A 22,843-nucleotide genomic window follows, 5' to 3' on the forward strand; every position below is an offset into this window, starting at 1 on the left:
TAGGGGAGGAGAATGACAAGTGAGTGAATGGAGCAAACAAGATCGGTTTCATGCTATTTTATCCGGTGAAAGAGCGGATCGTCCGATTGTCAGCGGCTGGCGCCATTTCATCGACAAAGAACAGAATGCGGAAGATCTGGCGGAGATAACGATTTCATTTACCAAAAAATATGATTGGGATTGGGTCAAAATCAACCCGAGAGCAACGTATCTGGCTGAAGCCTGGGGCAACAAGTATGACTTTAAGGACTACCAGACGGTATTTCCCAGACAGGAGACAACCGCTGTTCCAGCCGCTGCCAATCTTTGGGACCTTGATGTGAAAAAAGCTGCGGATTCAGCGCCATTATTGGAGCAGCTGGATGCGGTGCGGAAGATTCGCCAGGGGCTGCCGGATACTCCATTAATTCAAACCGTGTTTTCACCATTAACCGTTCTGCTGTTTATTGTAGGCCGATCCGCGTATGTGACCAAAACGGTGTTCGGCATTGATCATCCGGTCACTCTGGAATCCGTGTTCACGGAGCACAGAGCGGCGGCGCATCACGCGCTGCATGCCATTTCATTAACCTTGGCCGATTATGTGCAAGAGCTGAAGCAAGCGGGATCAGACGGACTGTTCTACGCGGTGACAGGCACAGCCCATCCGGGATTGTTCGACGAAGCGATGTTTAATGAATTTTCCAGACCTTATGATTCCATTGTACTTGAAGCTGCGAGCTACGGGAAAAATGTTCTGCATACTTGCGGAGCTTATTCCCAGCCTGAAAAATTTAACGATTACCGGATAGACGGGATCAGTTGGGACACGAAAGCCGAAGGAAATCCGGATCTGGATGCGGCTCTGACCGCAACCAAGGTAGGCGGCGTCGACCATGCTCTTTTTGCGGGAAATGACATTTCTCAAATTCAGCAGCAGGCCGAGGAAGCCTTGCAACTGATGAAGGACCAGCCTTTTATTCTCGCTCCCAACTGCGCGATCCCGCTTAACGTAACCGATGAGGCGCTCTTGCAGTTGAAAAAATCCGTATCAGAAAAGGGGACAAAAGTATGAAAAAGTTGTTGCTCATTATGTTAGTCGGGGTTGTAGCATTGTTGTCGGCTTGCGGTAAAGACTCAAATTCAGGGGCCGCGACGGAAGAGAAGAAAGAGATTACCGTTGGATTTGGCGTCGGCACATATGAAGAGCAGTTCCGCCAATCGATTCTGCCGATTCTGGAGAAGAAGGGCTACAAGGTTAATATTAAAACCTTCTCCCAGAACATGCAGGTCAACCCGGCCATGAAGGAAGGCTCGATTGATGCAAGCATCTTCCAGAGCACGGCGTACATGGAGGCGATCAATAAAGAAATTGGCGCGGACATGGTTGGAATCGCCTATGTGCCGGGAGCGCCGCAAGGTCTGTACTCTGTGAAGCACACCACACTCGATGATGTTAAAGACGGCACTACCGTTGCTGTTCCTAATGATCCGGTCAACCAGGAACGCGCACTTCGGATTCTGGAAGAACTTGGTTGGGTTAAGATTAAAGAGGGTGCAGGTGTAGAGGACTTTAACATCAATAGCATGGAGCCGGACAAGTACAACATTGATATTAAAATTCTGGACCCTGCCCAAATCCTCGTATCGCTGGAAGACGTTGATTATGGAGTCGTTAACGGTAATTACATTGCAAATGCCGGTAAAAAGATTACGGACGCGCTGAAAATCGAAAATACGCCAATGCAGCACAGAATCATCGTATCCATCAATAAGAAAGATGAGAACACGCAATGGGCCAAAGACCTGAAAGCAGCTTACGAGTCGCCGGAGTTTGAAGAATACATCAAGGGTATCGAAAAGTACGACGGATTCATTCTGCCTGAGGCTTGGAACAACAATTAAAGTAAGGAAGTGGCTGAGTTGATCGAGGAACGGATTCACTTTATTGGCGGCGGACAAATGGCCGAGGCCATCATCCGCGCTATTGTATCCAATCAGACGATATCTGCGGATCGAATTAGCGTAACGGATATCAATGAGGCGCGCCTTCAGTTTCTTGACAAGACTTATGGAGTGAATACGGACAGCTCCCAGGAGAAATTTCTGGCTGAGGCAGACTTGATTGTGATTGCGGTCCGGCCGCAGGACAATCTGGCTGCATTGGGACAAGCTGTACAGAAATCCGCTGCATCCGCCGCCGCAATCGTGTCGATTGTGGCGGGTGTAACGATCGAGAAGCTGGCCGGCTTCTTTGGAGCTGAGCGTCCAATTGCCCGGGTCATTCCCAATACGTTGACCGACACGGGTTACGGCTACAGCGGGGTAGCGCTGAATGCGAACGCCAATCGGGAGCAGGTAGACGGCTTCCTAGGCGGATTCGGCAAAGTTCAATATCTGGACGAGGCCTTGATTGACATCTTCACCGGATTTGGCGTGGCTGGACCGAATTACATCTATTACTTCATTGAGTCACTTGCGGATGCCGGTGTGCTCGCCGGATTGCCGCGGGAACTGGCGTGGAACGTTGCATTGGAAAACTGCGTTGGAGCTGTTGCCATGCTGAAGCACACCGGACTACATCCAAGACAACTGCTTGATATCAACAACTCACCCGGCGGTGTAGGCATTAACGGCCTGTATGAACTGAACAACAGCGATTTCGCTGCCGGCCTGCAGAGAAGTGTTCTGGCAGCCGTTAAGCGGACAACGGAGTTAGGGGCGAAATAATGGCAAGCAAAAAATGGGATCATCTTGTTCATTATGTCAACGATCTGGACCAGCCGGTTGAAATCTTCAGAGAGCATGGTTTGATTGCCTTCAGGGGAGGCTCGCATACGGATTGGGGAACTCATAATTCCTTAAGCTACTTTGGCTTGACCTATATCGAGTTTCTGGGCATCGAGAATCTAGAATTGGCAAAGGCGACGGAGCATAACCGTGTGGTGAAAGATGCGGTCGGCACATTGCCCGAGCATGAGGTTCTGAGCAGAGTCGTTATCCGGACCGATGACATTGAAGAAATGGCCGCTTCTTTGGAAGCGGCGGGCTTGAGCCTGTCTCCTATAATGGACGGCAAGCGTCTGGACAACAAAGGCAGATTAATCGAGTGGCGAATGATGACGATTGACGGTGATTTTGGAGGACTGGTCTATCCGTTCGTTATTCAATGGAAAGGTTCGGATGATGAACGATTGGAACGCTTAACGGCCTCCGGTGTTATTCAGCCCCATCCGGCCGGAAACGCCGAAATGAAAAGAGCAGTCTTCCATGTGTCCGATCCGGCAGCTGCTGCCGGGCACTGGGGAAGCTTGTTTGGCCTGACCGCCCTGGAGCCTGTAGACAAATCCGTCAGCCTTCAGATTGGCGACAAGTTTTTTGACTTCGTGCAAGGGGACGAGAACCAGTTCAAACAGGTGATTTTTGAAAGTGATGCTGCCCGGCTGAAAGGCAAGTCCATTCGGATTGGTGAAGGAGAATATGTTTTCGCATAATGGGCAATAGATCGACAACAGGAAGTGGCGATGCAGGGGTAGCTCCCTTGCACTCGCCATTTTTTGCTTCTCACAAGATGTTCTATCGCAGGATCTCACACCTAATAACGACTGTCCGCCTCTTCTAAGGGCCTCATTCTAGGAACTTCCAGACCCTCGGTCCCGGGACCGAGCCGGCTTTCCATCCCCCGGCGCTGTTCGAAGCAGGATGCTTGTTGTACACTGGATTCATAAGACGGAAGAACACACTAAATCAAAGGAGAAGTTGCAGATGAGAAGACGAGTAGCCAGCCAGGTGTTCGGCGGTCTGATCCTTATAGGCATCGGCGTTCTGTTCCTGCTTCGGCAGTTGGGATATGTTTCATACGATATCGGTGATCTGTTCTCCGACTTCTGGCCGGTTATCCTGATCATTCTCGGTATTCAGGGACTGCTTAGAGGGTTGGAGCACGGTAGGGGCGGCTCCTTCATCGGCCCGCTGATCCTGCTGCTGATCGGGTTGTACTTCCTGGGCGACAATCTGGATGTCGTTGATTTGTCAGCCGGAGATTTCTTCACACTTCTGATCCCGCTTGCTCTGATCCTGGGCGGACTCAAGGTCATCTTCAAGCCGCGTCGTCCGGGGCCGCCCGCTCCCCCGCCTCCCGCGCCACAGAACTACTTCCCGCGAGAAGGTCAGGATATTGAGCCGCCGAAGCCGCTGGAGTCGACGCTGGACGATGAGTTTGAACGCAAGTTCGGAAATACGCGCATGGATGGCAAGAGCGGCGGCTCCGGAGTTTCATACGATAACGAAGGCCGTCGCCATGTCACCGACTGGGACCAATACTTGAGTAAAGATGAGGAAGATGAGGATCTTCAAGGCCCGCGGGACCCGTGGCAGGAGAAGAAAGAATGGGTTGAACGCCGCAGGCTGGATCGCGAGGAGCGGCATGAACGCAGACATCAGGAACGCGAGGAACGCCATGAACGCAGACATCAGGAGCGCCATGAGCGGAGAGCTTCTGCGCGAAGCGGTCACGGTCAGGACTGGGATTACGGCGATAACAAGGAGACGACGAACCGCTCCACTTTTATCGGCGATATCCACATGGGGCGCGAGCATTTTCAACTGAAGCATACGAACATTTCCCTGTTCATCGGCGATACCGTGCTCGATCTGACCAACGCCCAAATTCCATACGGCGAGACGAAGATCAATTTATCCGCATTCATCGGAGATCTCAAAGTCTACATTCCCGACGACATGGATCTCGGTATTTCCGTCAACAGCAGCTCCTTTATCGGGGACATGGATGTGCTGAACGAATCGCGAAGCGGCTTTATGAGCAGCCTTCAGTACAAAACCCCTTATTATAAGGAAGCCGGCAAAAAAATCCGCATTAACGTCAGCGCTTTTATCGGCGACATTAAAGTTAAGACGGTGGGGTGACGGATGGGGACTATATTTAAAAATACGAAGTGGGTGCTGCTGTTATACTTCCTGCTATGCGGGAGTGTAACAGCTGTCCTGATGTATGCAGGAAGCTGCCTGGGATATATCCGGGTTGTCGATTACCGCATGTGGGTGTATCTCTGCCTGGGCATCGTGCTGTTCACCGCCGTGATCGGCTATATGGCCGTGCAGCGGATTCAGCGGGGGATCGACCACCTGGATATTAACATGCTTCAGGTTGCCAAAGGGAATCTAGCGGTCCGGATGCCTGACAGCGACGACCCTTCTTTTGCACGGGTGTACCATGAATTCAATACAATGATGGATGCTGTCGAGAATAAAATGAAGCTGCTGCAGCGCCTCGGCGAGCAGGAGGTCATTGAGAAGGAGAAAGCATCCGAAAGCGCTGTTCTAGAGGAACGCCGGCGGATGGCCCGGGATTTGCATGATACCGTCAGCCAGCAGCTGTTCGCCATTCATATGTCTGCATCATCGCTGCCCAAGGTGCTGGAGCGGAACGAAACCCAGGGCCGGACAGTCATGGACCAGCTGATCACGATGTCGCAGATGGCGCAGAAGCAAATGCGCGCGCTGATCGCACAGCTGCGTCCAATCGAGCTGGAGGGCCGGGATCTGTTCGAGGCGCTGGAGAAGTGGTTCCCGGATTACTGCCGGCAGAACGGTCTGAAGGGCATGAAGGAGCTGGAGCTGCAGGGCGAGCTGTCGGAGGCGATTGAGCACCAGCTGTTTCTTATCATTCAGGAAGCGATGGCTAACATCGTGAAGCATTCGGGCGCGAGACTCGTCAGCCTGTCGCTGCGCGAAGGGCCGCGTCAAGTCGTGTTAAGCATCAGCGATGACGGCCAGGGATTTGAAATCATGCAGAGCAAGCAGGGATCATACGGTCTGTCGACGATGCGGGAACGGGCGGAGAAGCTCGGCGGACAAGTCGAGATTATCAGCCGCAAAGGTGCGGGAACCACGATCCGCGTACATATCCCCAAGTTCGTCCAGGGAGAACCCGGCCGGATGATTTCAGCTGTGGACTCAGCGGCGAACAGGGAAGAAGCATAAAGGGGAGGAGCAGGAAATATGAGTGATACGGGTGCAATCAAAATACTGCTGGTTGACGATCATGATATGGTACGGATGGGGCTCAAGACTTACCTGATGCTGGAGCCGATGTTCGATGTGGTGGCGGAGGCTTCGAACGGCCGGGAAGCGCTGGAGATGCTTCGCCGTGGGGGCGAGGAAGGGCTGCCTGATCTGGTTCTGATGGATTTGATGATGCCGGTCATGAACGGTGTGGAGACGACCCGGGCGGTACTGTCCGAGTTCCCGGGCCTGAAGATCGTCATTCTGACCAGCTTCCTAGAGGATGATCTTGTCGTTGACGCCATTGAAGCGGGCGCTGTCAGCTATGTGCTCAAGACGGTCTCGGCTGAGGAATTGATCTACGCGCTCCAGGGGGCTTACCGCGGCATGCCGGTGATGACCGGCGACGTGTCCCAGGCGCTGACCCGCGGCATCCGCCAGCGGACGGTCCAGGATGATTCTTCGGGTCTGACCGAGCGTGAACGGGAGGTGCTGCTGCTCATCGCCGAAGGCAAGAGCAACAAGGATATCGGGGAAGAGCTGCATATCAGCATCAAGACGGTCAAGACGCATGTCAGCAACCTGCTGATGAAATGCGAGCTGGAGGACCGGACCCAACTGGCTATTTATGCGCACCGCAAGGGCTGGGTCAGCCAGTAAACAATTCACTATTAACTTCTTCTGTAACAGTTCTCTATGAACCCTCTTTGGCAATCTAGCGCTCCCAGACGGGAGTTGTCCAATAGAACCCGGCGCAAGCCGGGTTTTGTGCGTTTTGGTATTCCTATGAAAATGTTTTATCTACGCTTAAATTGTTTTTAATGTCGATTTAAGGTTTACAGTACAAAATAACAATCAAGAAAGCAACGATAAAGCTGTCCGGAACGGACAAAGCGCGGGAGGGTAAAACAATGAGCGAGAACAACAACAAGTTTGGTGGAGAAGACAACGGTCGCATGGGTCGCATGGAAGGACAGAAGCCGGATCGGGAATGGAACGGCAGCGGTCAGTCTCCCGAATCCGAATCGAACTCTTCCTATTACTATTCTTATGGACCTTTTAAATCCATTAACCATAGCGAACCAAATTCCGGCAGCGAGGAACATTATGTGCGCCGGGAACCAGAACGGGTTGAGGTAACGCCTCCCCAGCCGGTCAAGCCGGTTCCTTATCCTTCGATCCGGCCTACAGGTTACGGCGGCGGATACGGCGGGAATGGTACCGGCGGACCTGGCGGCAATGACGGCGGTTGGCAGTATAATCAAAACCGCAAGCCCAAGAAGCCGGTAAGGACGGCAGTCATATCCTTCCTGGCTGGCATGCTGGTGCTGTCCGGCTCCATGTTCGCTGCCGACAAAGGCAACTGGTTCACAGGGAATGAGGAGAAGGCGGCGACGGCTGCTCTATCCCAAGGCCAGGCGGCCAATGAGAGTGCCAATGTCAAACCGTCTACGACAACGACCAAGCTCGTTACAGGCTCGAATGGCGTATCCGGTGTCGTGGACGAAGCTGGTCCTGCGGTAGTCAAGATCGAAACTCTGGTCAAGACGAACTCCAGAAGCAGTCAGAGCAACCCGAATATGAGCGATCCGTTCTACCAATTCTTCTTCGGCGACCAATACGGCGGCAATTCCTCGGGCTCGCAGCAGAACAACGGCAGCAGCTCGGGTTCCGATTCACAGCTGACGCCTTACGGTATCGGAACCGGATTTATCTATGATAAAGCCGGATATATCCTGACCAACGAACATGTTATTGAGAATGCGGATGTGATCCAGGTAACGGTTGACGGCAACTCGAAGCCTTACGAAGCGAAGCTGCTCGGCTCCAGCAAGGATCTGGACCTTGCCGTTCTGAAGATTGAGGGCGACAACAACTTCTCGACCGTACCGCTCGGCGATTCCGATGCCATCAAGGTAGGGGCGGAAGTTGTGGCAATCGGGAATCCGCAAGGCTTTGACCATACGGTAACCGCTGGCGTACTGAGCGCCAAGGGCCGCAGCATTGATATTAACGAAGAAGACGGCAGCGGCACCCGCAACTACACGGATCTGCTGCAGACCGATGCTTCGATTAACCCCGGCAACTCCGGCGGACCGCTGCTGGACGAAAGCGGCCAGGTAATCGGCATGAACGTCGCCGTCAGCACTGATTCTCAGGGTATCGGCTTCGCGATTCCGGTGAACAAGATCAAAGAAGTGGTCGACAAGCTGGAAGCCAACCAGGCGATTCCGAAAGAACCGGTTCCGTTCATCGGCGCTTCGCTGATGACGATTACCGATGAAGTGGCGAAACAGATGGGAACGGACATCAAGGAAGGCTCCGTAGTAGCCGAAATCATCTACAAATCGCCGGCATATGTCGCCGACCTGCGTCCGTACGATATCATTACTGGCATCAACGGCACGAAGTATGCGACCAGCCAGGAATTGATCGACTTCATCAAGACCAAGAAGGTCGGAGACAAGATTACGCTGAATGTTGTCCGTGACGGCAAGAAGCTGGATCTGCCCGTGACGATCGGCAACAAGAACGACTTCGATACCACAAAGACCCAGAGCCAGTCGCAGCAGTAAGAGCCGTTGTTAACAAGCGGAAGGGGCAACCCTTCCGTTTTTGTCTAAAGAACTGCTACAATAGAACCAAATGATTGGACAAAGGGGCGGGCTTATCTTTTATGCGACCGACTATTTTAATTATTGATGATGATGAGAAAATTATTTCCATGCTCCGGCGGGGGCTTGCTTTCGAGGGCTATGATATCAAGACGGCTTCCAACGGGGCCGACGGCCTCCGGGCAGTGCTGAACAGCAATCCGGATGTTGTAATTCTCGATGTTATGATGCCGCAGGTAGACGGCTTCGAGGTATGCCGCAGACTGAGAGAGGGCGGCAGCAGCGTTCCAGTTCTGATGCTGACAGCCAAGGATGAGGTGGAGCACAGGGTCAAGGGTCTTGATCTCGGAGCCGACGATTATCTAGTGAAGCCGTTTGCGCTGGAGGAGCTGCTGGCCCGTGTAAGAGCTCTGCTTCGCCGCAAGAGCGAGCAGAGCGGCGGGGGAGAGCAGGCGATCATGTACGAGGATATTACACTGGACGTCGATTCGCGCGAGGTGACGCGCGGCGGCAAGCGGCTGGAGCTGACAGCGAAGGAATTCGAGCTGCTCCACCTGTTCATGCAGAATCCAAAGCGGGTGCTCTCCAGGGATTTGATTATGGATAAAATCTGGGGCTATGATTACAGCGGTGAATCGAACGTACTTGAAGTTTATATCGCCATGCTCCGGCAGAAGACGGAGGAGCATGGCGGCAAACGTCTCATACAAACGATCCGAGGAGCGGGCTATATTCTAAGAGGTGACAACTAAATGTCCATCAAGCTGCGGCTGACTGCATGGTATTCTGGGATTTTGGCTGTTATGTTGCTGGCCTTCTCAGCCGCGATTTACGGTTTTTTCTACTTCAACACATACGGTGACCTCAAGGACCGTCTGCGTTTCCAAGCGAGAAGTTCCGAACTTCTGCAGCAGACTATCAACTACGACGGTTCCCTGGATCTGACGTTCAACAAGAGACTGGACATGCAGTATGTGTATGGGCAAATGTATTTTTACGATTCGAAGAAGCTGACCCGCAGCGGGAATCTGCAGAATGCGGATGTGCAGTTTGACGTGCCCAGCCGTGAGCAGATTAAAGCGGTTAAAGGCGGAGCGCAGTTTGTCCATGCCACTTACGGTGGCTACAGTTTCCTCATATATCAGTGGGGGATTGACGCGGAGAATTACAGCAATAATCCGGCGGCGGTTCTGCAGCTCGCTTTCTATACCGGTGACCAGGACAAGCTGCTGGAACGTCTGAAGACGATTCTGATTGCGGGTTCTTTCGCTACGCTGATCGCGGCCTTCACCTTCGGCCTATTCATGGCACGGAAGTCCATGACGCCGATCGGTAAAGTGATCGAGGCAGCCGAAGGCATTCAGACCGGCAATGATCTTAGCGTGCGGATTGAATATGACGGACCGCCGGACGAAATCGGCCGGCTGATACACACCTTTAACAATATGATCGGGCGAATGGAAGGCATTTACAAGGAACTTGAGGACTCCTATGCGGCCCAGCGCCGGTTCGTGTCGGACGCCTCGCATGAGCTTCGGACACCGCTGACGACCATTCGCGGCAACATCGATCTGCTGCAGAAGGTATGGGAATTGAAGCCGGGAGAGAACCCGGCGCTGGACGAAGCGGCAATCCGGCAGATGTCGGTCGAATCCGTGAGCGATATTGCGGATGAAGCGAAGCGTATGAGCCGACTGGTGGCTGACATGCTGTCTCTGGCCAGAGCCGATACGGGCCGGACCTTCGAGAAGGAGCCGGTGGCGCTGGAGCCATTGATGACCGAGGTGGCCCGCCGCGCTGCCTTTCTGCCGCATGATGCAGAGTGGATAACAGGCGATCTATCGCTGCTGAATGGCAAATATGTGTCCGGCAACAAGGATTATCTGCAGCAGATGCTGTTCATCTTTATCGATAACGCATTCAAATACACCCCTTCCGGAGAAGTGAGGTTTGATGCGGTGCTCTACCAGTCCCAGGTTGGCATCCGCGTCTCGGACACCGGTATTGGCATGGACAAGAGCGAGGTGCCATATATTTTCGACCGTTTCTACCGGGCGGATGAGTCCCGCGGGAACACGGAAGGCACAGGACTTGGGCTGTCCATTGCCAAATGGATTATTGATGAGCACAGCGGTTCGGTCGAGGTAGTTACCCGGCAGGGTGAAGGTACGACCTTCATCATCTGGCTGCCTGTTCTCTTTGCTGCTCCGCTGGAATAAGGGCTCCCGGATAAGGTATAATGGAGCGGACTACGTCTTTCACATTTACAGACGGCAGAAAGCAGGTGATAAAGTGGAAGTCATTAAAATTTCTCCCCGGGGATATTGTTACGGCGTTGTCGACGCGATGGTGATGGCGCGGCAGGCGGCCAAAAATCTCGATCTCCCCCGGCCTATCTATATACTCGGCATGATTGTCCATAATAGCCACGTCACCAACTCCTTCGAGGACGAGGGCATCATTACACTAGACGGCAGCAACCGTCTCGATATTCTGGATCAGGTTGACAGAGGCACGGTGATCTTCACGGCGCACGGCGTGTCGCCGGAGGTGCGCAAGAAGGCAAGGGACAAAGGGCTGACGACTGTAGATGCTACCTGTCCCGACGTTACGAGGACTCATGACCTGATTCATGAAAAGGTCGCGGAGGGCTGCGAGATTATCTATATTGGCAAAAAAGGCCATCCCGAGCCGGAAGGCGCGGTCGGCATCGCGCCGGAGCATGTGCATCTGATTGAGAAGAAAGAGGAGATTTCCTCTCTGTCTTTACCAGCAGGCTCCCGGATCGTGATTACCAACCAGACGACGATGAGCCAGTGGGATATTAAGCATATTATGAAAAAATTGCTGGAGACCTTCCCCGGCGCCGAGGTCCATAACGAGATTTGCATGGCGACGCAGGTCCGTCAGGAAGCGGTGGCAGAGCAGGCCGGACAGGCTGATCTCGTAATCGTAGTCGGCGATCCCCGCAGCAACAACTCCAACCGGCTTGCTCAGGTGTCGGAGGAAATCGCGGGTGTTCCCGCCCATCGGATTGCTGACGTCTCGGAGCTTAAGCCGGATTGGCTGGAAGGCATCAGCAAGGTGGCCGTGACATCCGGCGCCTCTACGCCGACGCCGATCACGAAAGAGGTTATCACATACCTGGAGCAATATGACCCGGCGAATCCAGCTACTTGGGAGATCAAACGCACGGTCAATATGGCGAAGCTGCTGCCTCCGGTCAAAACGAAGGTGTAAGCGGCCAAGCTGGAGCGTCTATGATTCAAGATATGTGTCCGCCCCGATAGCGGGGCGGACTTTTTAGCATATTTGAGTCAAATTAGCTGTGCGCTCAAGGCACTTAGGCATCGGTGAATTACGGATTTATCAACCTTCCAAATATTTTTGGAGAAAGGGTTGACGAACAGGGCAAATTATCATAATATTGCTTTAGTGATTAAAAGCATAAAAGCTTAAAAGCGTCGTAGCGAAATAGCGATTAAGATTGACTAATATAATGAGTGAGGTTCGGAAAGGAAGGAATATCAAATGATCGTAATTACATCCAATCAAACACCGGAGGAACAAATCAAGGAAATCGTCGCCGTTATCGAGAAAGAGGGCCTTCAGGCTCACCTGTCGAAAGGTGCGGACCATACGGTAATCGGCCTGATCGGCAGCGTTAATCCGAAGCTGGCCGAGCATCTGCGTCAGATGAAGGGCGTGGCGAATGTAGTTAAGATCTCGAAATCCTACAAGCTGGCAAGCCGCGATTTCCATCCAGAGGATACGATCATCGATATCAAGGGTGTGAAGATCGGCGGAGAGAATCTGGTTATTATGGGCGGCCCATGTGCCGTTGAGACACCGGAGCAGATCAACGAAATTGCAAGACTGGTCAAAGCCTCGGGAGCACAGGTGCTTCGCGGCGGAGCCTTCAAGCCGCGTACTGGACCTTACAGCTTCCAGGGCGTAGGCGTGGAAGGTCTGAAGATGATGAAGGAAGCCGGCGAGCGTCACGGCCTGCTGACCATCACGGAAGTCATGACTCCGGAATATGTCGAAGTCTGCGCTGAATACGCCGACATCCTTCAGGTCGGAACGCGCAACATGCAGAACTTTGACCTGCTGCGCGCGCTCGGCACCTGCGGCCGTCCGGTGCTGCTGAAGCGCGGCTTCAGCGCCACCTACGACGAATTCCTGAATGCGGCCGAATACATTCTGGCCGGCGGCAACCGCGATGTAATGCTCTGCGAGCGCGGTATCCGCACCTTTGAGACCTACACGCGCAACACGCTGGATCTGTCCGCTGTTCCGGTTCTGCAGAACCTCAGCCATCTGCCTGTCATCTCTGACCCGAGCCATGGCACAGGCCGCCGCGAACTGGTTGAGCCGATGTCCAAAGCATCGGTGGCAGCTGGGGCGAACGGCTTGATCATCGAGATGCACACCGATCCGGACAACTCCATGACAGGCGACGGCGTACAGTCGCTGTTCCCGGATCAGTTCGATAACCTGCTGCGCGATCTGGAGAAGCTGGCTCCGCTGGTCGGCAAGAAATTCTCCAACCAGGTAGCTGTTCCAGTCGTATAATTACTGGTAATGCAAGAGGTTTAGATAAGCGGTTCAAACAGCTTTTCCCCGAGCAAAAAAAGGGCGGCGGAAAGGCTGTTTGGCGTGCTTTTTTAGGCCATATCAAGGGATGAGAAATAATTCACCAAAGCGTAAGAATATCTCACATTACCTTAAAAAATACCTTACATAAGGATTGACGATGTTAGGTTTGAGTTTTATAATGACGACAGTTAAAATCAAAACCGAGAACATTTGCATAGTGGGTACGGCTTAATGTTCGGAACTTGGGGAGGAAAAATTTCATGTCGGTTGAAAAAGTGTTGCAAACGATCAAAGAAAACAACATCGAATGGGTAGATTTCCGTTTTGTAGATTTGGCTGGACGGGCCCATCATATCTCTTTGCCAGCTGATGCTGTAGACGAAGATACTTTCGTTAACGGCGTGGCATTTGACGGCTCTTCGATTACGGGCTTCCGCGGTATTGAAGAATCTGACATGGTTATGATGCCGGATCCTAGCACTACATATGTCGATCCTTTCACTGCTCACCCTACGCTCAACATTATGTGCGACATTTTCACCCCTGACGGCGAGCGTTATGAGCGCGACCCTCGCGGCATCGCAGTTAAAGCCGAAGAATACCTTCAGAAGAGCGGTGTAGGCACGGCTGCTTTCTTCGCTCCTGAATCCGAGTTCTTCATTTTCGACGACGTTCGCTTCGAAAGCGGAATGAACAGCTCCTCTTACTTCGTGGACTCCGAAGAAGCAGTATGGAACACCAACCGCAAGGACGAAGGCGGCAACCTGAGCTATAAAGTCCGCGTCAAGGGCGGTTATGTACCGGTAGCTCCAGTTGATACTCAACAGGACATCCGCAGTGAAATGTGTCGTCTGCTTGCCGAAGCGGGTCTCGTGATCGAACGTCACCACCACGAAGTGGCAACAGCCGGACAAGCTGAAATCAACTTCCGCTTTGATACCCTCAAGAAGACGGCTGACAACCTGCTGACTTACAAATACATCGTGCAGAACACTGCCCGCCAATATGGCAAGGTTGCAACCTTCATGCCGAAGCCGCTCTTCGGCGACAACGGTAGCGGCATGCACGTTCACCAATCGATCTTCAACGGCGATACTCCGCTGTTCTATGAAAAAGGCGCTTATGCCAACCTGAGCGAAACCGCTCTGCACTACATCGGCGGTATCCTGTACCATGCTCCGGCTCTGATCGCTCTGACCAACCCGAGCACGAACTCCTTCAAACGTCTGGTTCCAGGCTATGAAGCACCGGTTAACCTGGTATTCTCCAAAGGCAACCGTTCCGCAGCTGTTCGTATTCCGGTTGCAGCTGTTACGCCTAAGGGCTGCCGTATCGAGTTCCGTACTCCGGACTCCACAGCTAACCCATACCTGGCCTTCTCCGCAATGCTGTTGGCTGGTCTGGACGGCATCAAGAAGAAGATCGATCCGCAAGAACTGGGCTATGGTCCGCTCGACAAGAACATCTACGAGCTGCCGGATTCCGAGAAGGAGAAAATCCGCAGCGTACCAGGCAGCCTGAACGAAGCTCTGGACGCTCTGGAAGCTGACTATGAATTCCTGACTGAAGGCGGCGTCTTCACCAAAGAATTCATCGACAACTACATTGACCTGAAACGCGGCGAAGCACAAGCGGTTGCTATTCGTGTTCATCCGCATGAATATTCCCTGTATTTCGACCTGTAAGATTTGCGCATAAACAGCAAGAAGCCATGTTCACCGATCGGTGGCATGGCTTCTTTTTTCTATTTTATTAACATTTCACTATGTTTTAAACGCAGAACTTGTGGTAAAATCGAAGAGGATTTTGTTCATGTGCCGCATTAAAGCGGCAAATGGAAGATGCTGATAGGCACAGAATAACTCACACAATCATGTGAATAATTATACTTGCTGCCATGTCAGATTATTGCTATCATTACGATATTGAAAGTTGAGAAAGGGTGGGAGTATTTTGAGCAAGAGAGCATACAATTTCAACGCAGGTCCTGCAGCCTTGCCTCTTGAAGTTCTTGAGCGTGCACAGGCGGAATTTGTTGATTTCCGGGAAACGGGCATGTCGATCATGGAGATGTCGCATCGCGGAGCTGTGTATGAATCCGTGCATAACGAAGCACAGGAACGCCTGCTGTCTCTGTTGGGCAATCCTTCCGGCTATAAGGTGTTGTTCATTCAGGGCGGCGCAACGACCCAGTTCGCAATGGTTCCGCTCAACCTTCTCTCTGAAGGCAAGGTCGGCAGCTATGTGCTGACAGGAAGCTGGGCCGACAAAGCGTTCAAGGAAGCTAAAATTGCTGGCGGCGCACATGTTGCGGCTACTTCCGAGGACAAGAAGTTCCTGGCGATTCCAGATCTTGCTTCGATCAAGCCTGCCGATAATGCTGCATACCTTCATGTCACTTCCAACGAGACGATTGAAGGCACCCAGTACCAGGAGTTCCCTGACACTGGATCCCTTCCGCTGATCGCCGACATGTCGAGCGATATTCTGAGCCGTTCTTTCGACGTCAGCAAGTTCGGATTGATCTATGCAGGCGCTCAGAAGAACCTGGGGCCGTCGGGCGTTACCGTTGTCATTGCGAAGGAAGAGCTGATCGCTGAATCTCCTTCCAACATCCCGACCATCCTGCGTTACAGCACGCATTACAAGAACAACTCTCTGTACAATACTCCGCCATCCTATTCGATCTATATGGTCAACGAGGTCCTGAAATGGATTGAAGAGCAGGGAGGCCTACAAGGCATCGAAGCGAAGAACCGCGACAAAGCCGGTCTTCTGTACAATGCCATCGACGGCAGCGGAGGATTCTACCGCGGTGTAGCGGAGCAGAGCAGCCGTTCCATCATGAACGTTACGTTCCGGATGGAATCCGAAGAGCTGGAGAAGAAATTCGTCAAGGCTTCGGAGCAGGAAGGCTTCGTGGGTCTCAAGGGACACCGCAGCGTTGGAGGACTTCGCGCTTCCATCTACAACGCCGTTCCTTACGAAAGCATCAAGGCACTGACAGAGTTCATGAGCCATTTCCAGAAGACGCAAGGCTAATCAATACGAATTCTATTTCAAAGCTAACAGCCTAACCTAACAGCCTGAAAGCGTACTGTAGAAGCCTCAGCGCTTGTTAAGAAGCATGGCCGATGTTAGCTTTGAGCAATAGCTGCTATACTTTTATAAGACCTTCCGCCTCCGGTGGAAGGTCTTCTTGAGCAATTGGACCCTGATAGGGCGATCACGATAATTCGCTGTGAATCAGCATGAGTTTGGAGGAGAATAGGGTATGGCACTTCACATTGTACTCGTAGAACCCGAGATTCCGGCCAATACGGGCAACATTTCCCGCACCTGTGCGGCGACCGGCATTCATCTGCATCTGGTGCGTCCGCTAGGCTTTCGGACGGACGATGCGACCTTGAAGCGGGCAGGGCTCGATTACTGGCATGCCGTTCACATTGAATATCATGACTCTTTTGCCGAGGTGCAGGAAATGTATCCGGAGGGTCGATTCTTCTATGCGACAACCAAAGCGGACAAACGGTATACGGACTATGAATTCCGGGACGGCGACTTTTTTGTCTTCGGCAAAGAAACGAAAGGACTCCCGGACAGCATTCTAAAGGCGGGTTGGGAGACGACGATGCGGATGCCAATGACAGGTGATGTCCGGTCACTGAATCTTTCCAATTCGGCGGCCATTATCGTCTATGAAGCGCTTCGTCAACTCGGTTTTCCGGGTTTGAACTAAGAGCAATAGCTGAAGACCGATTGCGTTGGCAGTCGGTCTTTTTGCTGTATTTTTCGCTAGGGACAAAAATCAAGTGGTCGCCACATCATCCTCCAACAGATCTAGCATGGATTAACTTATCTCATCGGTGCGAAGCTGCTGACGACAGACAAGATGTCTTCGGTTCGTGCTAAAACTTCGTCAGTTAACTCGGTTTCGATCGCTTTAATGTTCTCTTCAATTTGGGAAGGCCGGCTGGAGCCAATAATGGCCGAGCTTACATTCGGCTGGCGCAGCACCCATGCCAAGGCGAATTGAGATAAGGAAATCCCAAGCTTCGATGCCAGCTCTTCCAGTTTAACGGTGCAAGCAAGCACATCCTCCCGTAAATAACTGTTAATAACGCCATTCGTATTGTCATTTGCCGCTCTGCTGTCCTGAGGAATTGCCATGCCCGGCTTGTACTTGCCGGTGAGCACACCTTGCGCAAGCGGTGAGAAGACCACAAGCCCATCGGATTCGCACTGGCTGATTACGTTTTCTTTTTCAATGTAGCGTTCGAACATATTGTATATCGGTTGATTGGAAATCAGCGGCCGCAGATTCAGACTTTTACCGATTGAAGCCGCATCCGCAATTTGATTTGCATTCCACTCGCTGACTCCTGCGTACAGGATTTTGCCTTGGGCTGTAAGATCATCAAGTGCGCGAAGCGTCTCTTCGACCGGTGTTTCATGATCAAAACGATGGCATTGATATAAGTCGATGTAATCCGTCCCCAAACGCTTCAGGCTGGCGTCACATTGCTCTATTATGTGTTTACGGGACAAGCCGCGCTCATTTGGTCCTTGGCCTTGAGGGAAGAAGACCTTCGTTGCCAGCACATAGCTGCTGCGGGGATACGCATGTAATGCGCTGCCCACCACTTTCTCCGCTCCGTTGTAGGAGTTAGACGTATCAAAGAAATTGATACCAAGTTCATATGCTTTATGGATGCAAGCCACCGCCGTTTCCTCAGCTGTAGCCGATCCATAGGTCAGCTAGCTGCCTAGGCCGATCTCACTCACCTTCAGCCCGCTTTTGCCAAGTCTTCTGTATTTCATTTGCTCCACTCCTTCTCATATTGTTGATCAATATCAGAATAGGGGATAAACTTAACTTTAGGTCAAGGGTCGGAGTTGTTTTTTTCGGGAAGGAGTTTTTTGTGGAATATTCAATCAAGCAAGTCTCAGAACGTCTGCAATTGCCTATTTCAACGCTGCGCTATTACGACAAAGAGGGGCTGATGCCTTAATTAAAAGAACCGAATACGGTACCCGCAAATTTTCAGAAATGGATATATGCTGGCTGGAATTGGTCTGTTGTCTTAAGAACAGTGGAATGCCGATTGAGGAAGTCAAGGAATTCATGATGTTATGCCTAAACGGTTCATCTACATGTGAGCAGCGGAGGGAATTGCTTGAACAGCATAAGGAGAATATTGAGCAGAAAATGAATACTCTTAACCGCAGTCTTGGTATGATCAATTATAAGTTGGCGCATTACAACGAAATCGGAATTTTTCATATTGATACTCACTAGCCCAGGAATGAGGGCTGAAAACATGCTTTGTAAAAATTTTTTATGTTTATCAGCAGGATTCGACATATGAGCATCGAATATTCAACATATTGGAAAAATTTCGATATTCCATATTTAACAGTTGAATAGGAGAGGTGTAGGTTAGATGAAGCCCGCTGGCGTAGTGCGTAAAGTGGATCAACTCGGTAGAATTGTTCTGCCTAAATCCCTTCGCAAAAGGTACCAAATGAATGAGGGAGATCCAGTAGAGATTCTGGTCCAGGGGGACCATATTATTCTGGAGCGTTATCGGCCGAAGTGCGTGTTCTGCGGATCGATGGAAGAAGTAAGCGAGTACAAGGAGCGTTATATTTGCAGCCAGTGTCTGAATGAAATGACTCAGCTGCAAAGACACGCGTAAATCATAAGGACTCCGTAAGCATCAAGTCAGACCAACAAGAGGCCGGCAACGGCTACGGAACGGTATCACAACAAGCGCCGCTTGCGGCGCTTTTTTGCTGCCCTTATAGAGGGAGAGCCGAGGCGTTTCGTCTTAAGCATATGCGTACATAAAAAAGGCTTCCCCCGTGGTTCGGAAGGAAGCAGGGCAATTGAGCCCTAATAATCTACTTAAAAAACAAGAAGCTGGTCGGTACCGGCCTCAGGCCACCGTCGGAAGGTTTGTTCACAACCCTGCCTTTAAAAATGAGCGAGGTTGAGCCGCCTCCATCCAGGTTATACGCGTCGATGACACCCATCTTGAACAGCTTGTCCTGAATTTCCTCGAGGGTTGCCCCCGAGCTGCCGTTCTCATTGTACCCCTCGGCTACAACGATCAGCAGCTGGTTGTCCTTGTAGCTGCCGATGGCGGTACGCGGGGCGCGTCTAGGCGCGGTCTGCCATTTGGCGGGAATCTCCGTCTTGTAGCCGTCTTGGAGAAGAACAGGCACGAAGGAAGCGCCAAAGCGCGGCTCCAGCGCATCAAGCTGCTGACGGCTGTTGAATTTGCCGCCGATCAGCTTGCCCTCCTTGTTCATGCCGACAAAGCTCAAATCCTTATAGCTGGGTTCAAAGCCTGTTAAATATTTGCCATCCACAATTGTCGTGCTAAGCGGATAACGTTTGCCATCCTGGTCCGCGAATCCGCCGGCATTAATGCCGGCTACCGCTCCGTATCGGCTTACCGCCTGAAGCGTTGTCTCCGAGCTCCCGAGGCCTTTCTGCGGGAGACTCATCGTCATCGCCGTCTGGTCCTTCAGCTTCACTTTCATCGCATAGCCTGTATAGTCACCAGGATTAAGCCGATACAACTCGATCGTAATCCGGCTGCTGTCGATCACATCGTAAGGAAATCCCAGCCTTGATGAGATACGGCGGTTATAAATTTGCTCCGGACGCGCCGCCTGTGTTCTGGCCTGATCGACCAGAGTGCCCATCGTTGCTGTCGTCTGTCTGTACAGCTTGGCAGTCGTACTGATCGCATGGGTTGTGGAAGAGGCGGACGTCTTCGCCAGCCCAAGATCGCGCCCAATCGCGTCAGTCGTCTGAAGTGGCCCTGGAACGGGCAAAAATTTCTGCGTCTCCAGATCCAGCGTAAGGGAGGGACGGTACAAAACGAGGCACAGCAAGAGCCCGATAAACGGGGCCGTTGCCAGCATGAAGAAACGATTTACTCTTTTGACCGGTGTCATTTCAGCAGATCCATCTCTTTCTGAAGAACGTCAAGCTGCTTGCGGACCTCGTTAAGCTGGGTGTACAGCTTGTTGCTGTTGTCTGTCTTATTATTTGCATTGTCTTTAGTGAAGGTCAGCAGCTCATTGAAGGACTGTACCTGGCCCTGCAGCTCGGTAACTTCCTTGGACAGCGCAGAGAGCTTTTGCTCGTAATCGGACCTTAGGGCGGCCATCTGCTGCTGGCTCTGTGCCGTCAGCTGGGCGACCATTTGGTCTTTCAAATGATTCGAATAGCTGTAAGCCCCATAACCGCCGGCCACAATGACAATTAGCCAGAACAACAAAAACCATTTGACGGGGGATCCGTTTCGCGTCGCGGCACGTGAAGGATACGTGTCCTGCGATTTCACGGACGGCTGCATGTTTGAATCACCTCTAAGCTTTAATATGAGTCCCTATTCTACCAGAATTGCATCCAATTCGCAAAAGATAGAGGAAGAATCAGGAAAAAAATAATTGCATCTTTTGAAAAAATTGCGTTACAATTTCACTAGATTCCAATGTGCATATTATCATGCCATTTAGGTAAATAGTCGGATTTGCCCGTAAGCTTGGAGAACGGGAAGCGGCCATAACCGCGAAGTGCTCCCGATAAGGCTGAGAGCCCGGAATTCATTACATAGTAGCAGGAGGATTGGATTGAAATGGGTAAGGTATGGCAGGTAGTGATCATGGGCTGTCATCCCACAAGCATGCTGGGAACAAAGCTCATATTGGAGGAAACCGGAGATTTGAATGTAATTGCGACATGTGCCGACTGGGAGCAGGGAGGGGAGATTATCCGGGAAAATCGGCCGGAGCTGGTTCTGCTCGACTATTCCGTGTCGGGAGACCTGATCAATGCGATTTTGCCGGGGCTGAAGCAGGAAACGCCTTCCGCGCATTTTGTCGTGATGACGGAGACGAAAGGAAAGGAACTTTTGCAGCCGCTTCTTAAAATGGGGGCCAGCGGCATGATCTCCAAGGAGGCATCCCCGAGCCAACTGCTGCAACTGATCGCAGGACTTCGGGAGGGATTTCTCTCGATGCCGTTCGACTGGCTTGAGGCCGAATTATGGCCCATTCAGACGCCTGAGGATCAGGACGCGCTCTTTAAGTTGACATCTACAGAGCGATTTATCATGGACCGGATCGTTCAAGGCGTGACCTATGACAAAATTGCTTCAGAGCTCGAAGTCAGCCGCCGTTCCATTGACAATTACCTTCGCAAGATTTATGTTAAACTCGAAGTTTCAACCCGGGCGCAGGCCATTGAGAAATATGCGCTGTATACACACCGGGGCAGACCCGTATACGCATAGTATCCGGCAAGGCAGCCCTGCGGCGGCTTGTTTCCGGATCTGCATTCCGAAAGAACGAGGGGGGAACGCCGCATGAAATTCGACTTTTCGGCCAGGGCGCATACGCTTATGTCGTCTCCGCTTCTCAGTATCCGCACCCAGACGCGTAGAGGTTCCTTGATTTCACTGGCCGAAGAGCTGCCGGCGGAGGAGCTGTTCCCGCTGTCGCTTCTGGCCGAGGCGGCGTCCACGGTTATCTCGGAGGATGCCCAGGCGCTGCAATACGGTGATCCGGAGGGGTACGGACCGCTCAGGGATTGGCTGGCCGGAGAATGGCTGAAGAAGCAGGGGGTGCATGTCCCTGTGGACGGTGTGCTGCTGACGACAGGAAGCCAGCAGGCGGTGGACCTTCTGGCTCGGGTGTACATCGACCCCGGAGACCGGGTCCTGGTGGAGAATCCGACTTCGCCCGGCATACTGCAGGCGCTGCGAATGCAGGGGGCGGAGATCGTGCCGGTTAAGAGCGACCGCGACGGTCTGCTTCCCGAGGACCTACGCCTTCAATTGGAGAGTCATCGGCCCAAAGCGCTGTTCGCCGCTCCAAGCTTCTCCAATCCGAGCGGCATCCTATGGAGTGTGGAACGCAGAAGAGCGGTGCTTGAGCTGTGCACGGCACATCAGGTTCTGATCGTGGAGGATGACTCCTACGGAGATTTGTCCTTTCGGCGGAGCAATGGCAAGAGCGAGCGTTATCCTTCTCTGTACGCGTTGGAAGATGCCGGAGATGACGGACATGTGCTCTATATCGGCTCCTTCAGCAAGACGGTTGCCCCGGCTCTGCGAACCGGCTGGGCGGCGGGGAACCGGGAACTGATCATGGTGATGGCGGCCGCAAAAGGAATGGCGGATTGGCAGTCAAGCTCCTTGAATCAGCGCCTCCTCTATCATCTGCTCCATGCGACATCGTTCAGTCTGCGCGAGCATATCAAGCTGCTGAACCGCGAATATGACACCAGATTAAAGCTGATGGTCGAGCTGTTGAAGCGTGCGGCCTGGAACGGCTGCAGCTACGACGCTCCATCCGGCGGCATGTTCCTCTGGGTCTCGCTGCCGGACGGACTGGACAGCTTGATTCTGCTTAAGAACTCTCTGCGAAAGGGCGTCGCTTTTCTGCCGGGTACACTGTGCACGCCTGACGGAAGCGGCAGCGGGTATGTCAGGCTGAACTTCAGCCATCCCGGACGCGACGAGTTGCTGCTCGGCATGAATTTGATGGGGGAAGCGATCAAGGAATTTACCGCCCGCTCCTGAACATCCGGTATGAACGTTATCATC

At 52.4% G+C, this 22,843-nt stretch carries 23 protein-coding genes; 20 read left to right on the forward strand and 3 right to left on the reverse strand.

Annotation, left to right across the window (positions count from 1 at the left end):
* The first annotated feature begins 19 nt into the window (after window positions 1–19).
* From PSTEL_RS08705 to trmL, 15 genes are all read left to right on the forward strand, one after another.
* A complete protein-coding gene (locus PSTEL_RS08705; RefSeq protein ID WP_038694683.1) occupies window positions 20–1,054 on the forward strand; it encodes a uroporphyrinogen decarboxylase family protein in 1,035 nt (344 codons plus the stop codon).
* Window positions 1,051–1,884 carry a MetQ/NlpA family ABC transporter substrate-binding protein gene (locus tag PSTEL_RS08710; protein WP_038694684.1) on the forward strand — a complete coding sequence of 278 codons (834 nt, stop codon included), beginning with the start codon at window positions 1,051–1,053 and terminating at the stop codon, window positions 1,882–1,884. The genes PSTEL_RS08705 and PSTEL_RS08710 overlap by 4 nt, the downstream gene beginning before the upstream one ends.
* 9 nt (window positions 1,885–1,893) lie before the next feature.
* Window positions 1,894–2,709, forward strand: coding sequence for a pyrroline-5-carboxylate reductase (gene proC, locus PSTEL_RS08715; RefSeq protein ID WP_342666559.1), 816 nt, complete (start codon window positions 1,894–1,896; stop codon window positions 2,707–2,709).
* Window positions 2,709–3,473 (forward strand): VOC family protein, encoded by a 765-nt coding sequence (locus tag PSTEL_RS08720; RefSeq protein WP_038694685.1) that lies wholly within the window; start codon window positions 2,709–2,711, stop codon window positions 3,471–3,473. The genes proC and PSTEL_RS08720 overlap by 1 nt, the downstream gene beginning before the upstream one ends.
* A 271-nt stretch (window positions 3,474–3,744) precedes the next feature.
* Window positions 3,745–4,905, forward strand: a complete 1,161-nt coding sequence (gene liaF / locus PSTEL_RS08725; protein ID WP_052098293.1) for a cell wall-active antibiotics response protein LiaF — start codon at window positions 3,745–3,747, stop codon at window positions 4,903–4,905.
* Window positions 4,906–4,908: 3 nt separating this feature from the next.
* Entirely contained in the window at window positions 4,909–5,982 is a 1,074-nt protein-coding gene (locus tag PSTEL_RS08730; protein WP_052098294.1) for a sensor histidine kinase, read from the forward strand.
* An 18-nt stretch (window positions 5,983–6,000) separates the two neighbouring features.
* Entirely contained in the window at window positions 6,001–6,663 is a 663-nt protein-coding gene (locus tag PSTEL_RS08735; RefSeq protein ID WP_038694687.1) for a response regulator, read from the forward strand.
* Window positions 6,664–6,914: 251 nt separating this feature from the next.
* Window positions 6,915–8,579 carry a S1C family serine protease gene (locus PSTEL_RS08740; protein WP_038694688.1) on the forward strand — a complete coding sequence of 555 codons (1,665 nt, stop codon included), beginning with the start codon at window positions 6,915–6,917 and terminating at the stop codon, window positions 8,577–8,579.
* Window positions 8,580–8,680: 101 nt separating this feature from the next.
* On the forward strand, window positions 8,681–9,370 hold the full coding sequence (locus PSTEL_RS08745) for a response regulator transcription factor (RefSeq protein WP_038694689.1): 690 nt from the start codon (window positions 8,681–8,683) through the stop codon (window positions 9,368–9,370).
* Entirely contained in the window at window positions 9,371–10,837 is a 1,467-nt protein-coding gene (locus tag PSTEL_RS08750; protein WP_038694690.1) for a sensor histidine kinase, read from the forward strand. It abuts the gene before it with no gap.
* Window positions 10,838–10,910: 73 nt separating this feature from the next.
* Entirely contained in the window at window positions 10,911–11,858 is a 948-nt protein-coding gene (locus PSTEL_RS08755) for a 4-hydroxy-3-methylbut-2-enyl diphosphate reductase (RefSeq protein WP_038700448.1), read from the forward strand.
* Window positions 11,859–12,149: 291 nt separating this feature from the next.
* A complete protein-coding gene (aroF, locus tag PSTEL_RS08760) occupies window positions 12,150–13,193 on the forward strand; it encodes a 3-deoxy-7-phosphoheptulonate synthase (protein ID WP_038694691.1) in 1,044 nt (347 codons plus the stop codon).
* Between the two features lie 284 nt (window positions 13,194–13,477).
* On the forward strand, window positions 13,478–14,902 hold the full coding sequence (glnA, locus tag PSTEL_RS08765) for a type I glutamate--ammonia ligase (protein WP_038694692.1): 1,425 nt from the start codon (window positions 13,478–13,480) through the stop codon (window positions 14,900–14,902).
* 265 nt (window positions 14,903–15,167) lie between these two features.
* Window positions 15,168–16,259: a 3-phosphoserine/phosphohydroxythreonine transaminase gene (gene serC, locus PSTEL_RS08770; protein WP_179944929.1), complete on the forward strand. Its 1,092-nt coding sequence runs from the start codon at window positions 15,168–15,170 to the stop codon at window positions 16,257–16,259.
* Window positions 16,260–16,491: 232 nt separating this feature from the next.
* On the forward strand, window positions 16,492–16,956 hold the full coding sequence (gene trmL, locus PSTEL_RS08775; protein WP_038694694.1) for a tRNA (uridine(34)/cytosine(34)/5-carboxymethylaminomethyluridine(34)-2'-O)-methyltransferase TrmL: 465 nt from the start codon (window positions 16,492–16,494) through the stop codon (window positions 16,954–16,956).
* 116 nt (window positions 16,957–17,072) lie between these two features.
* Here the strand turns inward: trmL and PSTEL_RS08780 are convergent, their stop codons facing one another.
* Entirely contained in the window at window positions 17,073–17,975 is a 903-nt protein-coding gene (locus tag PSTEL_RS08780; RefSeq protein WP_245625183.1) for an aldo/keto reductase family protein, read from the reverse strand.
* Window positions 17,976–18,139: 164 nt separating this feature from the next.
* Between PSTEL_RS08780 and PSTEL_RS28700 the strand changes: the two genes are divergently transcribed.
* The 3 genes from PSTEL_RS28700 to PSTEL_RS08790 all read left to right on the forward strand — a co-directional run bounded on the left by PSTEL_RS28700 (window position 18,140) and on the right by PSTEL_RS08790 (window position 18,916).
* Window positions 18,140–18,229, forward strand: a complete 90-nt coding sequence (locus PSTEL_RS28700; protein WP_281176766.1) for a MerR family DNA-binding transcriptional regulator — start codon at window positions 18,140–18,142, stop codon at window positions 18,227–18,229.
* Window positions 18,230–18,267: 38 nt separating this feature from the next.
* Window positions 18,268–18,516: a MerR family DNA-binding protein gene (locus PSTEL_RS08785; protein ID WP_281176767.1), complete on the forward strand. Its 249-nt coding sequence runs from the start codon at window positions 18,268–18,270 to the stop codon at window positions 18,514–18,516.
* A gap of 145 nt (window positions 18,517–18,661) precedes the next feature.
* Window positions 18,662–18,916 carry an AbrB/MazE/SpoVT family DNA-binding domain-containing protein gene (locus PSTEL_RS08790; protein ID WP_038694695.1) on the forward strand — a complete coding sequence of 85 codons (255 nt, stop codon included), beginning with the start codon at window positions 18,662–18,664 and terminating at the stop codon, window positions 18,914–18,916.
* Between the two features lie 205 nt (window positions 18,917–19,121).
* Here the strand turns inward: PSTEL_RS08790 and PSTEL_RS08795 are convergent, their stop codons facing one another.
* Together PSTEL_RS08795 and PSTEL_RS08800 are read right to left on the reverse strand one after the other, a co-directional pair.
* Complete coding sequence (locus PSTEL_RS08795; protein ID WP_038694696.1) at window positions 19,122–20,186, reverse strand: phosphodiester glycosidase family protein; 1,065 nt, start codon at window positions 20,184–20,186, stop codon at window positions 19,122–19,124.
* Window positions 20,183–20,590: a hypothetical protein gene (locus PSTEL_RS08800; protein WP_038694697.1), complete on the reverse strand. Its 408-nt coding sequence runs from the start codon at window positions 20,588–20,590 to the stop codon at window positions 20,183–20,185. Before PSTEL_RS08800 ends, PSTEL_RS08795 begins: the two co-directional genes overlap by 4 nt.
* Window positions 20,591–20,872: 282 nt before the next feature.
* Here PSTEL_RS08800 and PSTEL_RS08805 point away from each other — a divergent pair, with 282 nt between their 5' ends.
* Complete coding sequence (locus tag PSTEL_RS08805; protein WP_038694698.1) at window positions 20,873–21,529, forward strand: LuxR C-terminal-related transcriptional regulator; 657 nt, start codon at window positions 20,873–20,875, stop codon at window positions 21,527–21,529.
* 72 nt (window positions 21,530–21,601) lie between these two features.
* Window positions 21,602–22,819, forward strand: a complete 1,218-nt coding sequence (locus PSTEL_RS08810; protein ID WP_038694699.1) for an aminotransferase-like domain-containing protein — start codon at window positions 21,602–21,604, stop codon at window positions 22,817–22,819.
* Window positions 22,820–22,843: the final 24 nt, after the last annotated feature.

This window comes from Paenibacillus stellifer, assembly GCF_000758685.1.
GTDB classification, from domain to species: Bacteria; Bacillota; Bacilli; order Paenibacillales; family Paenibacillaceae; genus Paenibacillus_AQ; species Paenibacillus_AQ stellifer.

Excerpts from the sequence above, each read along its gene's own strand:
- PSTEL_RS08710 (WP_038694684.1), top strand. The coding sequence starts at position 1,051 with ATGAAAAAGTTGTTGCTCATTATGTTAGTCGGGGTTGTAGCATTGTTG.
- PSTEL_RS08720 (WP_038694685.1), top strand. The coding sequence starts at position 2,709 with ATGGCAAGCAAAAAATGGGATCATCTTGTTCATTATGTCAACGATCTG.
- liaF (WP_052098293.1), top strand. The coding sequence starts at position 3,745 with ATGAGAAGACGAGTAGCCAGCCAGGTGTTCGGCGGTCTGATCCTTATA.
- PSTEL_RS08730 (WP_052098294.1), top strand. The coding sequence starts at position 4,909 with ATGGGGACTATATTTAAAAATACGAAGTGGGTGCTGCTGTTATACTTC.
- PSTEL_RS08735 (WP_038694687.1), top strand. The coding sequence starts at position 6,001 with ATGAGTGATACGGGTGCAATCAAAATACTGCTGGTTGACGATCATGAT.
- PSTEL_RS08740 (WP_038694688.1), top strand. The coding sequence starts at position 6,915 with ATGAGCGAGAACAACAACAAGTTTGGTGGAGAAGACAACGGTCGCATG.
- PSTEL_RS08745 (WP_038694689.1), top strand. The coding sequence starts at position 8,681 with ATGCGACCGACTATTTTAATTATTGATGATGATGAGAAAATTATTTCC.
- PSTEL_RS08750 (WP_038694690.1), top strand. The coding sequence starts at position 9,371 with ATGTCCATCAAGCTGCGGCTGACTGCATGGTATTCTGGGATTTTGGCT.
- aroF (WP_038694691.1), top strand. The coding sequence starts at position 12,150 with ATGATCGTAATTACATCCAATCAAACACCGGAGGAACAAATCAAGGAA.
- glnA (WP_038694692.1), top strand. The coding sequence starts at position 13,478 with ATGTCGGTTGAAAAAGTGTTGCAAACGATCAAAGAAAACAACATCGAA.
- trmL (WP_038694694.1), top strand. The coding sequence starts at position 16,492 with ATGGCACTTCACATTGTACTCGTAGAACCCGAGATTCCGGCCAATACG.
- PSTEL_RS08785 (WP_281176767.1), top strand. The coding sequence starts at position 18,268 with ATGGATATATGCTGGCTGGAATTGGTCTGTTGTCTTAAGAACAGTGGA.
- PSTEL_RS08790 (WP_038694695.1), top strand. The coding sequence starts at position 18,662 with ATGAAGCCCGCTGGCGTAGTGCGTAAAGTGGATCAACTCGGTAGAATT.
- PSTEL_RS08795 (WP_038694696.1), bottom strand. The coding sequence starts at position 20,186 with ATGACACCGGTCAAAAGAGTAAATCGTTTCTTCATGCTGGCAACGGCC.
- PSTEL_RS08800 (WP_038694697.1), bottom strand. The coding sequence starts at position 20,590 with ATGCAGCCGTCCGTGAAATCGCAGGACACGTATCCTTCACGTGCCGCG.
- PSTEL_RS08805 (WP_038694698.1), top strand. The coding sequence starts at position 20,873 with ATGGGTAAGGTATGGCAGGTAGTGATCATGGGCTGTCATCCCACAAGC.
- PSTEL_RS08810 (WP_038694699.1), top strand. The coding sequence starts at position 21,602 with ATGAAATTCGACTTTTCGGCCAGGGCGCATACGCTTATGTCGTCTCCG.